The organism is Romboutsia sedimentorum (assembly GCF_030131845.1).
GTDB lineage: Bacteria > Bacillota > Clostridia > Peptostreptococcales > Peptostreptococcaceae > Romboutsia_D > Romboutsia_D sedimentorum.
The window spans coordinates 114,888-128,825 of the sequence record NZ_JASKYM010000006.1 but is presented as its reverse complement, the minus strand read 5'-3'; the positions used below and the strand labels follow the sequence as shown (position 1 = coordinate 128,825).

20 protein-coding genes and 1 pseudogene are annotated in these 13,938 nt (G+C 26.4%); 8 read left to right on the top strand and 13 right to left on the bottom strand.

The features are described from left to right. Nucleotides 1-97: 97 nt before the first annotated feature. Together QOZ84_RS12050 and QOZ84_RS12045 are read left to right on the top strand one after the other, a co-directional pair. On the top strand, nt 98-1,522 hold the full coding sequence (locus QOZ84_RS12050) for a pyridoxal phosphate-dependent decarboxylase family protein (protein ID WP_284133212.1): 1,425 nt from the start codon (nt 98-100) through the stop codon (nt 1,520-1,522). A gap of 99 nt (nt 1,523-1,621) precedes the next feature. Next, nucleotides 1,622-1,837, top strand: coding sequence for a hypothetical protein (locus tag QOZ84_RS12045; protein WP_284133211.1), 216 nt, complete (start codon nt 1,622-1,624; stop codon nt 1,835-1,837). A 33-nt stretch (nt 1,838-1,870) separates the two neighbouring features. On the opposite strand, the pseudogene QOZ84_RS12040 reads toward QOZ84_RS12045, so the two are convergent. Both QOZ84_RS12040 and QOZ84_RS12035 read right to left on the bottom strand, forming a co-directional pair. Beyond that, nucleotides 1,871-2,014 (bottom strand): annotated as a pseudogene (locus tag QOZ84_RS12040) (IS3 family transposase); the annotation flags it as partial. A gap of 8 nt (nt 2,015-2,022) precedes the next feature. Further along, nucleotides 2,023-2,976, bottom strand: coding sequence for a DUF4179 domain-containing protein (locus QOZ84_RS12035; RefSeq protein ID WP_284133210.1), 954 nt, complete (start codon nt 2,974-2,976; stop codon nt 2,023-2,025). 95 nt (nt 2,977-3,071) lie between these two features. Between QOZ84_RS12035 and QOZ84_RS12030 the strand changes: the two genes are divergently transcribed. Continuing rightward, nucleotides 3,072-3,824, top strand: coding sequence for a recombinase family protein (locus QOZ84_RS12030; protein WP_284133209.1), 753 nt, complete (start codon nt 3,072-3,074; stop codon nt 3,822-3,824). Between the two features lie 8 nt (nt 3,825-3,832). Here QOZ84_RS12030 and QOZ84_RS12025 read toward each other — a convergent pair whose 3' ends face one another. The 4 genes from QOZ84_RS12025 to QOZ84_RS12010 form a co-directional block, all read right to left on the bottom strand. Beyond that, a complete protein-coding gene (locus QOZ84_RS12025) occupies nt 3,833-4,180 on the bottom strand; it encodes a hypothetical protein (protein ID WP_284133208.1) in 348 nt (115 codons plus the stop codon). Between the two features lie 704 nt (nt 4,181-4,884). Further along, on the bottom strand, nt 4,885-5,238 hold the full coding sequence (locus tag QOZ84_RS12020; protein WP_284133207.1) for a DUF6054 family protein: 354 nt from the start codon (nt 5,236-5,238) through the stop codon (nt 4,885-4,887). 339 nt (nt 5,239-5,577) lie between these two features. Further along, entirely contained in the window at nt 5,578-5,982 is a 405-nt protein-coding gene (locus tag QOZ84_RS12015; RefSeq protein ID WP_284133206.1) for a DUF6608 family protein, read from the bottom strand. A 12-nt stretch (nt 5,983-5,994) separates the two neighbouring features. Then, entirely contained in the window at nt 5,995-6,270 is a 276-nt protein-coding gene (locus QOZ84_RS12010; RefSeq protein ID WP_284133205.1) for a hypothetical protein, read from the bottom strand. 384 nt (nt 6,271-6,654) lie between these two features. Here QOZ84_RS12010 and QOZ84_RS12005 point away from each other — a divergent pair, with 384 nt between their 5' ends. Further along, on the top strand, nt 6,655-7,251 hold the full coding sequence (locus QOZ84_RS12005) for a nitroreductase family protein (RefSeq protein WP_284133204.1): 597 nt from the start codon (nt 6,655-6,657) through the stop codon (nt 7,249-7,251). Between the two features lie 181 nt (nt 7,252-7,432). Here the strand turns inward: QOZ84_RS12005 and QOZ84_RS12000 are convergent, their stop codons facing one another. Continuing rightward, on the bottom strand, nt 7,433-7,594 hold the full coding sequence (locus QOZ84_RS12000; RefSeq protein ID WP_284133203.1) for a hypothetical protein: 162 nt from the start codon (nt 7,592-7,594) through the stop codon (nt 7,433-7,435). Nucleotides 7,595-8,026: 432 nt separating this feature from the next. Between QOZ84_RS12000 and QOZ84_RS11995 the strand changes: the two genes are divergently transcribed. Both QOZ84_RS11995 and QOZ84_RS11990 read left to right on the top strand, forming a co-directional pair. Continuing rightward, entirely contained in the window at nt 8,027-8,245 is a 219-nt protein-coding gene (locus QOZ84_RS11995) for a hypothetical protein (RefSeq protein ID WP_284133202.1), read from the top strand. Between the two features lie 81 nt (nt 8,246-8,326). Next, complete coding sequence (locus tag QOZ84_RS11990) at nt 8,327-8,626, top strand: hypothetical protein (RefSeq protein WP_284133201.1); 300 nt, start codon at nt 8,327-8,329, stop codon at nt 8,624-8,626. A gap of 286 nt (nt 8,627-8,912) precedes the next feature. Here QOZ84_RS11990 and QOZ84_RS11985 read toward each other — a convergent pair whose 3' ends face one another. The 5 genes from QOZ84_RS11985 to QOZ84_RS11965 all read right to left on the bottom strand — a co-directional run bounded on the left by QOZ84_RS11985 (nt 8,913) and on the right by QOZ84_RS11965 (nt 11,569). Beyond that, a complete protein-coding gene (locus tag QOZ84_RS11985) occupies nt 8,913-9,908 on the bottom strand; it encodes a CPBP family intramembrane glutamic endopeptidase (RefSeq protein WP_284133200.1) in 996 nt (331 codons plus the stop codon). Nucleotides 9,909-10,285: 377 nt separating this feature from the next. Then, nucleotides 10,286-10,525 (bottom strand): hypothetical protein, encoded by a 240-nt coding sequence (locus tag QOZ84_RS11980; RefSeq protein ID WP_284133199.1) that lies wholly within the window; start codon nt 10,523-10,525, stop codon nt 10,286-10,288. Next, nucleotides 10,526-10,753, bottom strand: a complete 228-nt coding sequence (locus QOZ84_RS11975) for a hypothetical protein (protein WP_284133198.1) — start codon at nt 10,751-10,753, stop codon at nt 10,526-10,528. A gap of 160 nt (nt 10,754-10,913) precedes the next feature. Continuing rightward, nucleotides 10,914-11,372: a DUF6773 family protein gene (locus QOZ84_RS11970; protein ID WP_284133197.1), complete on the bottom strand. Its 459-nt coding sequence runs from the start codon at nt 11,370-11,372 to the stop codon at nt 10,914-10,916. Between the two features lie 2 nt (nt 11,373-11,374). Beyond that, nucleotides 11,375-11,569: a helix-turn-helix transcriptional regulator gene (locus tag QOZ84_RS11965; RefSeq protein ID WP_284133196.1), complete on the bottom strand. Its 195-nt coding sequence runs from the start codon at nt 11,567-11,569 to the stop codon at nt 11,375-11,377. A 280-nt stretch (nt 11,570-11,849) separates the two neighbouring features. Here QOZ84_RS11965 and QOZ84_RS11960 point away from each other — a divergent pair, with 280 nt between their 5' ends. Further along, a complete protein-coding gene (locus tag QOZ84_RS11960) occupies nt 11,850-12,122 on the top strand; it encodes a Mor transcription activator family protein (RefSeq protein WP_284133195.1) in 273 nt (90 codons plus the stop codon). Nucleotides 12,123-12,408: 286 nt separating this feature from the next. Then, nucleotides 12,409-12,975, top strand: coding sequence for an Ltp family lipoprotein (locus QOZ84_RS11955; RefSeq protein WP_284133194.1), 567 nt, complete (start codon nt 12,409-12,411; stop codon nt 12,973-12,975). Between the two features lie 217 nt (nt 12,976-13,192). On the opposite strand, the gene QOZ84_RS11950 is transcribed toward QOZ84_RS11955, so the two are convergent. Next, the gene (locus tag QOZ84_RS11950; RefSeq protein WP_284133193.1) at nt 13,193-13,636 is read right to left on the bottom strand and encodes a GNAT family N-acetyltransferase; all 444 of its coding nucleotides are present in this window, start codon (nt 13,634-13,636) and stop codon (nt 13,193-13,195) included. Between the last annotated feature and the right edge of the window lie 302 nt (nt 13,637-13,938).

Here is a 13,938-nt window from a genome sequence, read left to right as displayed (position 1 = left end):
AAATAAAACTGCAACTTGATGATTTGATTAATCTATAATTTAGTGCTACTATTAATTTGCTAAATCCAAATATTGGAAGAAAGGGAGTAGTTTTAAAATGAATGATACACAAATCAAAAAATCTTTAAATTGTTTTATCGAACAATATTTTCAAGAAAGAGAAAATCTACCATCAAGTGATATAGTAAAAGTAGCTGATTCTAGCCAACTTGAAAAAATTAAAAATATTAATATACCAAATGAAGGTAGAAAAATTCAAGAAGTTATAAATGAAATGGTTGAAGATGTTTATGATTACAGAGCAAAAGTAGATCACCCAAGATTCTTTGGATTTATACCTGGACCAGCAGATATTACTTCTTGGATTGGTGATGTTATGACAAGTGCTTATAATTTACATACTGCAAGCTGGATGTTATCATCTGGTGCAAGTTGTATTGAAAAAAATTTAATTGATTGGTTATCTAAAAAGGTAGGTTATGATACAACTAAATCTGTTGGTTTATTTGTCTCAGGAGGTTCTATGGCAAACCTTACAGCTTTAGTAACTGCGAGAGATAATAAACTTTCACCTGAAACATTTCACTTAGGAGTTGCTTATGTGTCTGATCAAACACATAGTTCGATTAAAAAGGCTTTAAAAATATCTGGGATATCTCCTCAAAATATAAGAAAGATATCTTCTGATTCAAATTATAAAATGAATATAAATGAACTTGAAAGAACAATACAAGCAGATATTTTAAAAGGATTAAAACCATTTGTAATAATTGCAAGTGCTGGAACAACTAACACAGCAAGTATTGATCCAATGTATAAAATTTCTAATGTATGCTCAAAGTATAAATTATGGATGCATGTTGATGGAGCATATGGAGCATCAATATTATTATCTAAAAACTATAATAATTTATTAGAGGGTATTGAAAATGCTGATAGTTTAAGTTGGGATGCTCATAAATGGTTATTCCAAACATACGCTTGTGGAATAGTAATTGTAAAAGATAAAAATAATTCAGCAAAAAGTTTTAGTGAAAATCCGGAATACTTAAGAGATTTAGATGTAGATAATGGCCAAATCAACTATGGAAATATTGGAATGGAATTAACTAGACCTGCTAGATATCTTAAACTTTGGACTACTTTGCAGACTTTAGGTACTGATGAAATAAGTAGAAGAATAGAATACAGTATTGATCTTGCCGAGTATGTTAAAGATTTACTAGAAGGTTTGGATAACTGGGAAATAATTTCAAAGCCAAGTTTAGCTATTATTAATTTTAGATATGCTCCTTGTGGTATTTCACAAAAAGAAACAGATGATATAAATAATGGTATTTCTAATTTAATGCTTCAAAGTAATTATGCAGGGATATTTACAACTATTTTAAACAATAGAGTTGTTTTAAGAATGTGTTGTATTAACCATGAGACTACTAAAGAAGATATAAAAAATACTATTGCTAAATTAGATGAATTTGCAAAGAAGTTACTAGAAGATATGGTTACCTTGGCAGTTTAATATAATTAATATCAAAGAGAGGCTGTCAACTTAATAGTATATTTTTTAGCTTTATGAGATAATTTTAAGAAATCACAAAAGAAAGAGAGACTTCAAATTATGCAAAAAAGAGTTAAACATTCAATTAAAAATCTAAAAGAAGTATTCAACTCACAATACATAAATGAAGTAGCTAAAAATACAAAATTCGTACAAATAAAAAGTGATATAACCGCACAAGATTTCTTAGCTTTTAACGTATTTTATGGTGAAGACATTTGTAGCGCCCCACTGTCTAAACTACGGTGGAAGACGATAGTCGTCAACATAAGATAGGTTAAAGTCTCTAAAGGCTTTTGACGGTTTATTTTATTTAACCTTTTCCTTGAATTTTTTTCTATTGTACCAACCTTCTATATATTCAAATAGCCTTAGTTTTGCAGACTCAAAATCAAAATACTTAACCCTATAAACTTCTCCTTTCTTTAAAATGGCATGAAAAGATTCTATACAATATTAATTTAAGGAATCTCTATTTCTATTTTTTCATCTATCTTTTTATCGTCAAGATACTCAGTAGCACCTGATAAATTACTTTTTTCTCTAATTACAGGAATTATTGTAATCTTCTTTTCTGTACCTTTAAGCTCAAATTTATAACACATACCATCTCCATTTGAATTAGCAATACCACCACCAGATAAGGGTATTCCATTTTCATCTTTCACTAATAAATCTGTTAAATTTGTTGAATACATTTTATCGGGTGTATCTCCTTTTACTTGCGTTTTGATATTTACTGAAACAGGTGATATTCTTAATTCATCAATTTCAAATTTACGCTTTGTATCTCCTTCGCTTATATCTATAACTTTATTAATATCAATAATCTTTAAATCACTAGATATATTAGAACTATTAATAACAGTATTAAACTCCCAAGGTCCAAAGTTTTTACTCAATAGCCTTCCTTTTTCAGTTTTTGACTCGCCTATACTAAAGTCTTTAAATTGAATTTTTAAATCATAGTCTTTATTTTTTTCTAGATTATCAAGTATATCAAAGTCAGTATCGCCCAAGCCATCTCCATCAGTATCAAGAGAAGTTAAATCAACAGTGTATAAAAACTCTTTTTTATTTTCACTTGTTAAATCTCTTGGTATAATTCCTCCTCCTTGACCAGGAAAAGACATATCTCCTATAGTTACCATAGGTATGTTTGGAATGAAATCTTTTTTACTAATGCCATACTTCTTAAAATCAAAATTAGTATAATCCATACTTAAACTTATAATTAATTGTCCATCATCAAGCATTACATCTCCTAGATTAAGAACTAATCCATTATCCTCTATTGATTGGTTTCCTTCAAATTTGTACTTATCAAACTCATTATAATCTCTACCTAAGAAAGATTCGATTCGACTTGCTAAAACATCAATATATGCCCATATAGTCTCATTAGTTAGAGCCACAGAGCCTAGTATAAGTGTTGCTAATTAATTTGACTGAAATATACAAAACTAGGACAAACTTAATTAAAAAAATAGACATTAAGGAGTAAATGAAAATGAAAAACGTTGTAGGCTATGTTAGAATTTCATCTGCTTCACAAATTGATAATACATCTATAGAAGTTCAAATAGAAAAAATTCAAATGTATTGTAGTTTGCATAATCTAAATTTAGTAAAGATTTATAAAGATGAAGGTATATCTCCAAAAAATACTGATAGACCTAATTATCAAGATATGATGGAATTTTTAGGAAGCGAAGAAAGTAATGTTGATGGAATTGTAGTTTATAAAAATGATAGACTTCATAGGAGTTTATATGATTTGCTTGGAATGATTAAGCAACTAAAAGAATTTAAAGTTGATTTAGTAAGCATAACAGAAATGTTTGACACTTCGACTGCACAAGGAATGTTATTTTTACAAATGCTAGGTTCTTTCTCTGAATTTGAAAGGCAACTGATCGTGGAGAGAACAAAGTCAGGTCGACTTGCAAAAGGTGAAAAAAAATTATATCCTGGTGGCAAAATTGCTTTTGGTTATAATTTAGTTGATGAACACTTAACAATAAATTATGATGAAGCAGAAATAGTTAAAGATATTTTTAAAATGAGGTGTAAGGGAATAACTTATACTAAGATAGCCCAAAAGTACTCTATGAGTAAACAAAGAGTATGTTATATTTTAAAAAACAGATTGTATCTAGGTAAATACAAGTATGAGGGTAAAGTTGAAAAAAATAAAATAGGCTTTGATGTTCCACGTATAATTACTAGTTATACTTTTACCAAAGCTAATAAAATAGAATAATTATTATTTTAATATTCATCAGTAAATATTTTGTAGTTACCCATAAAACCTTCCATTCCTAGTGCTATACTTTCTTTACCTTTTGTAAAGTAAAAACCTCTTCCTGCTTGATCTACATCGTATCCTTTATTTTCCATGTATTGTTTAAAATCATCTTCACTTTTAGCTATATATCTTAGTGGATTTTTAGAAATTAGCTCCACAGAGTTATCGCTTTTTACTATCTTTACTAGTGCATTTAGACCAATTAATGGATCTTTTATTTTAGATGAGTATGATATTGTCCTTAATAGTAAGATAATACTCATACATAGTGTAGCTATACCTATAATTGTAATTTTTAGTATTTTTTTCAAATCAATTCCTCCATTACTTATATATTAATTATAAAGTTCCTTTCTGTATTTTTATATATTTTTTTTATTATACTATGAACTATTATTGAATAAATTTTGAGAAATAGTTAATTTCCTTTATAATTTAATACAAAGGAGTGGAAATTTTATGATATCAAGAAAAAAACTTCAAAAATTAGCAATATATACTTCTAACATACTTATAGCACTTTTAGCGATTAGAGCATTTGTATTTCCTATATTTGAAATTTCAAATAATTTAATATTTAATTTAAGTATATTTATATTATCTCTACTATTGGGAATTGTATATCAATATGATTATTGTTGCACATATAAAAATATCGAAAATAATACAAAAGGTAAACTCTTAATAATTTTAATATCTTTAATTATATGGATCATTATTTTTGTGGTATTTTATTTTGAGATTTACCGATTATTATAGGTAAAAAACCTTAGGATGCCTTATATGTGTCAATTTAAAAACCTAAGTTTTATAACAAGTGTCAAAATTTAAATTGATCGTATAATTAGAAAAAATAAGGCCTTAACTAAGCCTTATTTTTTATTTCTTAATATTGTAATTTTTTCTAATGATAATCCCGTTAATATCTTAATTGTATTATCATCTAAGTTGTTATTTATAGCATTTTGAGCTATTTCGATACCCTTTTTATATTTAACTCCCCAATAACGCTATTTTAGTCCATGTTTACTTTTTTTATATAGTTATCTGCAATACTTATAACATTATCTAAAAAGGCTTCTTCTCCAAAAGTATTAAGCTTAAAAAACATAGCTTGGCTTCCACCGGAAGTAATAGCAGATAAAAACAACTCTTCACCTTTTCCTATCAATGTAATACTTAGGCTTACACGGTTACCCCCTATTGCACTATATCTTTCATAAACACGAATAGCACATAATACTCCACTATTCTCATAATCACTTATATCTTCACAAGTCGCAGAAACACTCTTAGCCAAAATACCATCTTCCATTATTTTTAAGAACTGATTAAAATCCCCCTTAAAATGACGTTCACACTTAGCCATATATACATCCCCCTTATTACTTGTAAAATCTTCTATTGATTGTTCATATTTTTCTATTTCACAATTATTTCTTAATTTTTTACTTTTTATTATTTAATCTACTAATTCTTGTATTTACATTTTATTACTACTGCCATCAATATAAACTAAAAAAAATTACACCAAAAATTAAATTTAGTAGTCTATTATTTCCACTATCCTTAAAATTTTACTTTAAGGATAGTTATGTACTCAAAATGAAATTAATGCCCTTAGAATTCATTCATTTGGATTCTAAGGGCATTTTTACTAGTCATCTTTAAATGAATTTTTAGAAACTAGTTAAATAATCTCTGCTCTTTATACTTTACTTTTTCTAGTTATGAATTTAACTATAAAAGCGACAATTATAAATACAGCTGAATAATTCAAAGTTATATCTCTATAAGCATTAGGATGTAATTCTTCAAAAAAACCTGTAAAAAATACATAGAGTAAAACTATACTAAGTGAAATTACATACGGAATAAGTATTTCTAATATTTTATTTTTTAATTTAATGGATAAGAGTAAATATATTGAACTAGTTCCAATTGCCACGACGATAGCTCTATTTAATATATGTGAATTAGTATCATTTACTTGCTTGAACAGTGTAAGTTGAATTAAGCTACTTATAATAGTTGTTACTGTAAATAATAGACAATAAACATTAATGAATGAAAAATTTATTTTTTTATAATTGTTACTTTGAATACTTAACATTTCTCTTTCCCCTTATTTTTTATTTCTTAATATTTTAATTTCTTCTAATGATAATCCTGTTATTATCTTAATTGTATTGTCATCTAAATTATTATTTATAGCATTTTGGGCTATTTCTATAGCCTTTTTATATTCCCCTTTTTCAACACCTTTTTGATCAGCACTCTCTATTAAGCTAACTTTCTCCAACATAGATTCTTTTCTTTTTTCATACATATATCTGTCTTTTGAATCTACACTCATTTTTAAAAGCTCTAATTTAGCCTCTTTTATCTCTTCTTTACTCATCTCTAGATTTTTTAAACTTCCTTTCTATATTTGTATATATATATTTTTATTATACTATGAATTATTATTCAATAATAAATTTTAAATAACTTTTTAGAGACTAATTGATATTGGGAATTTATTGTTTAATTCATTGGAGTATACTAACATTATTTATAAAAAGGAGTTTAGTATAATGAAATTTAATGCCTTAATTCCAGAACTGTCAGTATCAGATGTTAACAATTCAAAAAAATTTTATATAGATATATTAAGATTTAATTTGGATATTCATCAAATACATTCCTTGTAGAAATAAAATACCTATAACCAATACTATTTCTTATTATATGATATAATCTTTAGTTAGTTAAACTTATTATAATTGAGTTTGGAGGTTATATTATGTTAAATGCAATTGAAAATAGAAGAAGTATAAGAAAATTTTCTGATAAAGAAGTTCCAGATAGTGTGATTAAAGAAATAATCAAAAGTGGAACAAAAGCACCGTCTGCTAAGAACAGACAACCTTGGAAGTTCATTGTTGTCCAAGGAGATTCAAAGCAAGAAATGATAAGTGCATTTGAAGAAGGCTTTGAAAGAGAAACAACTAGTAACTATTCATTGCTTCCTAACAGTACAATTCATATAAAGGGCACAAAGTATTCTTTAGAAATTATGAAGGATGCTCCTGTAACAATATTTGTTATAAATACTGCTAGCAAGGGATTATTTGCTGAACTTTCAAATGAAGAGAGAGTATATGAATTTGCAAATACTCAATCAGTAAGTGCTGCAATTGAAAATATTTTAATTGAAGCAACAGATAGGGGTCTTGGTACTTTATGGATATGCGATATATTCTTTGCATATAAAGAACTTCATAATTGGTTAAATGTTGAAGGTGAAATGGTAGCGGCAATTTCATTAGGTCACCCTCTTGAAACTCCAAAGCAAAGGCCCAGAAAGAAAATAGAGGATGTTATTGAGTGGAGAAAATAATAAACTAGTTTGTAAATTTCACTTTAGGGACTAGCTATGTATTTAGAATAAAGTTTATGCCCTTAGAATCCAAACAAATGGATTCTAAGGGCATTTTTACTAGATACCTTTAAATGTGTTTTTAGGTAATAGTATTTTATTGATTTTTTATCTTTTATTTAATGATTTTAATGTTATTAAATTAAATCCTAGTGTTGCTATTCCTCCAACTACTACCTAGCATAGAACGTTTTTTTCTAACTTCTAAAGGTGCTGTGAACACCTTATAATCTTGAGTAATTTTTTTTGATGATTCCATTGTATTTTTTCTACTTTCTAGAGCTTTGTTATTTATTGATTTCATTTATCCCAACCCCTTCAAGATTATTTTCAACTTTATCTAATAACTCGTTATCTATAACATCAACACCTAATTGTTTCATAGTAAATTGAATAAACTTAAATCTATTTATTGTTTCTTCATATGTTCTATCAAATAAAATAGGGTTTAACCATATGTTACATAATAAAAGTAATAGCTCTGAACATTCCTTTGGAAAACTTGTTTTCAGTGAACCATCTATAATCCCATCTTGAATTAGCGAATAAAATTTATATTTGTTTCACGATGTTGTGAAAGAATAATAATAAATTAGCTTTCAGTATATGTATAAATAATTTAAATACTTACTTAGTAATTTTCACTTTATCGTGAAATATCTTAAAATCCATATATAACATCGTGAAATAAACTATAATAACTTTAGGGATAAATACAGTGTTTCAGGGGGATAAAATGGATAAAAAGTTACTATTTATGTTAAAAGATGAAAATGTAATGATACATTCAATTTATAATGTTGAAGAAGAGAAGATGTATTTTAAGAATTTAGATGAAGAAGAATCTTATCAAGATTTAGAAAGCATTGATAAAATCAAAGAGTGCTATTTTAATATTTATGAAGAAGATGAAGAAATGCTTGAATTGATAAAATTAAAAATGACGATAGTTTAATTGATAGGATCAAATCGAATTCTAGTGATAAGTTATTATTTGCTTATGAATATATAAAACAATATTAGCAGGAGGATTTATATGTCAAAAAAGTGTAAAATTTGTAACGATAATGATAAAGTAAAAATAAAATCTAAAAATTACTATATAGAGGGTATGTTTGGATATCGTTGCAAAGAATGTGATAGTTACTATGAAACTGATTGGGGTTCTTTTACTATATATTTATTTATGATTATGGTTGTTGATGGGCTAATTATGGCTATTACAGGGGACAACTTTGGTGTTGATATCCTAATAATAGCTAATATTATTCAAATATTAGCCTATCATATGTTTGTTAAATATAAGCGTGATAATAATCATTTTCAAAAACAATAATACTTTTAAATTTAAAAATGAACATTAAGAAAATAGGAAAGAGCTAAATACTCTTTCCTATTTTTATTGTATAAAAAATTGTACATATTGGTATCTATAATAATTTCACGCCTAATAAAAGTATATTCCCTAAAACTAATACAAGCTAAAATAAAGCTTTAAATTTATAAATCAAGATATTTGTATTAATATAACTTTAAAAATTAAAATAACCACGAAAGAATTGATATTTTTGGTATTTAAAACAGAAAACTCTATATTAGGGGCAGCTTTATCTATATGAAAACTATAAATCTAGTGTTGAGCTTTCCTCAACATTGTTAGATTTATATTCTTTTGCAAATAAGAATGGTAAAAAGAATATAGCATTAGCTACAACTCCAATTAAAATTGAATCTATTGTAATTACAGACTCATAACTTTCATCAAGCATTATGATACCGTTATTTACCAAATGTATTAATATTGGAGCCCAAACATTTTCAGTCTTCATATAAGCGTATCCAAAAAATACACCTAATAACATACAAAATGCTACCTGATGAATTACACCATAAACTGGTGTTTTTGGATTATACAAAGTAAAACAAAGTGGTAAATGCCAAATTCCCCATATAAATCCTAAGATTAATACTCCAGGCCTTTTTCCATAAAGCTTTTGAAGTCTTGGCTGAAGAAAATATCTCCATCCAAATTCTTCTCCAAAAAACAAATTAAATCCAAAGCAAAAATTTATAATAAAACTCTTTACTATTGCTAAAAAATCAACTTTCATACTCACAGTGCTTGATCCATCTAATATAGCTCCAACATAACTTCTACCAATAGTTACTAAGAAAAATATTAATACTACAAATATAACTTTTTTTAAATTTTTAGTTAAACATAAATTAAGTACTTTAAATTCTGACCCCTTAGATAAAATTAGTACTACTAGATATAAAGATATAAAGGTATCGATCAATGATGATATAAAAGTACTCTTAAATACAAATACGTCCACTATTGATGTAACTATTCTTACTAATGTAAATATAGCAAAGACCCTTAAAAACTGCTCTACATTTGAAGTGAACTCACAGTTAGAAAATTTCTTTAATACAACAATTACCGAAAATGCTGGAATATACATAAACATTACGCTAAAATTATGTATAAGTTTGCTACTATCTAGACTTGATGCTGATATAAATAAAAAAATAGATATAAAAGCAATAAGTCCAAAATTTATTAACAAGAAATATTTTATCTCTTGTTTTATAGTCTTAATATCTGTAGACATGTACTATTCCTCCCCTAAATTATTAAGTTAAATACTTCATACATTATCTACTGCAGTACTTATATTTCAATATTATTGAAAATATTTTATTTCTTCTATCCACTGCTTAATTAGTGCATAATATTTTCTTGAAGTATACTTTATCCCCTTAATTAAAATATTTCTAGTCTTAAAATTAATATCCTTCTTCAATAAGCCTCTTTACTAATTAGACATAAATATTAAAAATTATAGAAGCCTTTTCAAAGAATTTTCAAAGTGTTACAAGGCATTTGTACCTATAAAAGCTTAAAACCTCGCAAAAAGGAAACTATAAAGTATTTTAGATAATAAAAAACGTGAAGTAAACTCCACGTTTCATGTGTTAATAAACAAATTTAAATAGCACCACTATATTTTTCAATGCCTTCTCTTATAAATTCTGAAAGTATATCACATTGATTATAATTGCATTTCTTACAAAACTTAGTAAAATCCTCTAAGACAGTATCGTAAACTCTAAACGATCTATTAATAACTTTACCCGATACATAACATTTTAAATGCTTAGTTTCTTCATATTTATTTTTAGAATTAAAAACCTTAGTCACTATTTTCTCTAAATCTTTTTCAACCACTTAATCATCATATGTAAATATTTTTTCTACACATTCATATTGTCTCGATAATTTATTATATTTATAATTATATCTAGCAAATCTCTCATAAATAGTATTATATGAAATACCTATATTAAAACAAATTTCAGATATTTTAAAACCTTTCTCAAGTTTCCTATTGAAAAAAAGTACTTGTTTTGCTAAATCTAATTTATTAAAATTAGATTTATTTTTAATATTTTTCAAATCCATTCCCCCTTAAAATTTCCATAAAAAAGACTATAAATTCCCCTCTGAATTTATAATTCAAAAATTGTAACACCATAATAACATAAATCTTTTTTACATTCTAGTAATACGTTTATTAAAGTCATAAATAACTTTAATAAACGTATTCAAATAAATATTACTCAATATCATCCTCATCAATATCGAGTTCTCTTTTAATTTTATCTTGCTTCTTTTTACCAAGATAGTAAATAAGATAAGTCATACCACCAGATGCCACTGTAAAGGTTAAAAAGTAATTTAAAAGATTACCTGCATTTTGTTCACCACTTAACACAGCAAAAAGAATAACAGATCCTACCCCAGAAAATAAAGCATTTTTAAAAAGACGCTTACCTGAACCTTTATCATCACAAAAAATATTGTTACCTATATTTAAATTACGAATAAGATTATAAAATCCAGCACCTACTAAACATAAAAACTCAACCATGTATTGACTAGGTGGAGTTTGTAAAAAGAACTGTTGGACTACTACTGATATAATCAATGCGTAAATTAATAATTGAAATCCATCGCTTTGAATTTTTCTTCTTTGAGTTAAAACTCTTTCATCTTGATTTTTAACATTTTTCATTATTATTCCTCCCAAAATAAATCATCTAAGGTTTTCCCTAAAGCTTTACATATTGCAATACAAAGATTTAGAGTAGGGTTATAATTTCCTGACTCTATTAATCCGATAGTCTGCCTTGTTACCCCTACTGCTTTGGCTAGATCATCTTGTTTCATATCACATTCGATGCGAGCTATTTTCATTTTTTTATTCTTCATATAAACCTCCTTATATTATATAAGGTATTATAAATATAACAAAAGTAAACTATATATTGCATTATGTATGATAAAATATTCATTTGAGGTGTTTATAAAAAAATTATCACTTGTTATAATTTTTTTATATTCAAAAACAGGCGTACCATATTAAGCTTAATATTGTATCAATAATTGCTTTTAAGTGTTGAAAAATGGAGAATGTAGGTTTGTTTTTGACGAATATATCAAATTGATATAACTTGGTTTACATAATATAAAGTAGGGGAAGGTGTTGAAAATGAGAAATTTCAAATACTGTTTATCTGATATTCCAAAGCAACATCGTGAATTAGCGTCACTTTTAGGAGTGGACCTATATATCAAATTTTGCAACCTATATGGTGGCTCAAATATATATATACCAACAATCAAAACTTTAAATAATTATGCTAGGAAAGATAATATTATCGCAATGTCTGAAGATGGACATACAGTAAAAGAAATCGCTAGGGAGTTTGATTTAAGTACAAATTATATAAGATATATATTAAAAAAAAATCTTGCTGATTAAATGATCAGTAAGATTTTTTTGTTTATTAAATGTGTTACTAAGTAGCCTCATTTTTAAGGTCTTAGTATTGGGGTACTTTAGTCCTGTTTTGATTTTAGATATAGTGTTTTAGTAGGAGATTAAGCAATTAAGAGTTATTAATACTTTTGTATTGAAATAGTAATATGGAACTATAAAAATAAAGAAAAATAATTATTGTCAATAAATTACAAATTTCGACAAAGGTTATGTATTATACTATTTACTGTAGGAATTATAATGTACATAAATAAAGGAGAATTAAGTAATGTCAAAAATGATGAAATGTAAGTCTTGTTCTAAAGAAATAGCATCTAGTGCTAAGTCTTGTCCAGGATGTGGAGCAAAAAATAAGAAACCATTTTATAAAAGAGGCTGGTTCATAGTAATAGTATTCTTTATAATAGTTGCGGCGCTAAGTGGTGGAGGTAATGATTCTGCTACAACAGACAATGGAATTGGACAAGAAGTTAGTAAGAACCAAAATACAGAAAAAGATATTCCAGTAGAAGAAAAAAAAGAAGAAAATGTTCCAACAGAACATAAGTCTGCTTTAATAAAAGCAAAAACATACAGTGAGACTATGAGTATGTCTAAAGCAGGACTATATAATCAGTTAACATCAGACGCAGGTGAGAAGTTTCCAGCAGAAGCAGCTCAATATGCTATAGATAATGTACAAGCAGATTGGAAAGAAAATGCATTAAAAAAAGCAAAAACATACCAAAAAAGCATGGCAATGTCTTCAAGTGCAATCTATGATCAATTAACATCAGATGCGGGTGAGAAATTTACACAAGAAGAAGCACAATATGCTATAGACAATCTGGAGTAATATATTGTTTTACAAATATAAAAAGCTAACAAAAGCACTTAGAAAAAATCTAAGTGCTTTTGTAATATTCAAAAATGGTAGATACCGAGATTACTTAAATGGATATTACTAATAGAATTTTATTAAATCAAAATTTATCCAAATAGATAATACCCTATTGAAATAGAACTTGTTTTTTTTAGCACTCTACCACGAATTGTAATTTCAAAATATATGTTTATTTTTTATATAACATATCTATATGTGGTATATTATCTTCTAAATATACGTTTGAAATTTTATCAAATCCGAGACTCTCATAAAAGTTAATTAAGTATGATTGTGCTTGAATTTTTATTTCATTTTCATTTAAATTATGTTCTATAAAATCTATCGCTTTTATCATCATATCTCTTGAAATTCCTTTACCACGATAATTCTTATGAACTGCTACTCTTCCGATTGACATTTCATCATAAGAAACGCCTTTTTCTAAAATTCTTAAATATGCAATTATTTCTCCATTTTTTTCAGTAAATAAATGATATGAATTTTTATCTTTACTATCACAGTCTAGATATGCACACTCTTGCTCTACAATAAATACCTCATTTCTTAATTCTAATATTTTATATACTTCTTCACCATTTAATTCTTTAAATTTTTTAATGCTCCAATTCATTTGATTACCTCCTTTTTAGTTTTAAGAATAAATTTAAATAATACTAATTCCCCGTAATAAACATAAAAGCACTGAATCTCATCCCTCCTTTAAAAAAGGCCCTAGTGGAATAAGATTCAGTGCTTCTTAATATTCTTACCCGGGGATAAGAATAAGCATCGTATTATTTAGTTATTGAAAATAATATCATGAAAGTAATGTTTATGCAATATTAAAAATAAGTTTCTAAATTTTACCTTATAGGCTTTTTATGCATTTTAAAGTTTTTTTACTAAAGATATTTAAATATATTTTTAAAGAAC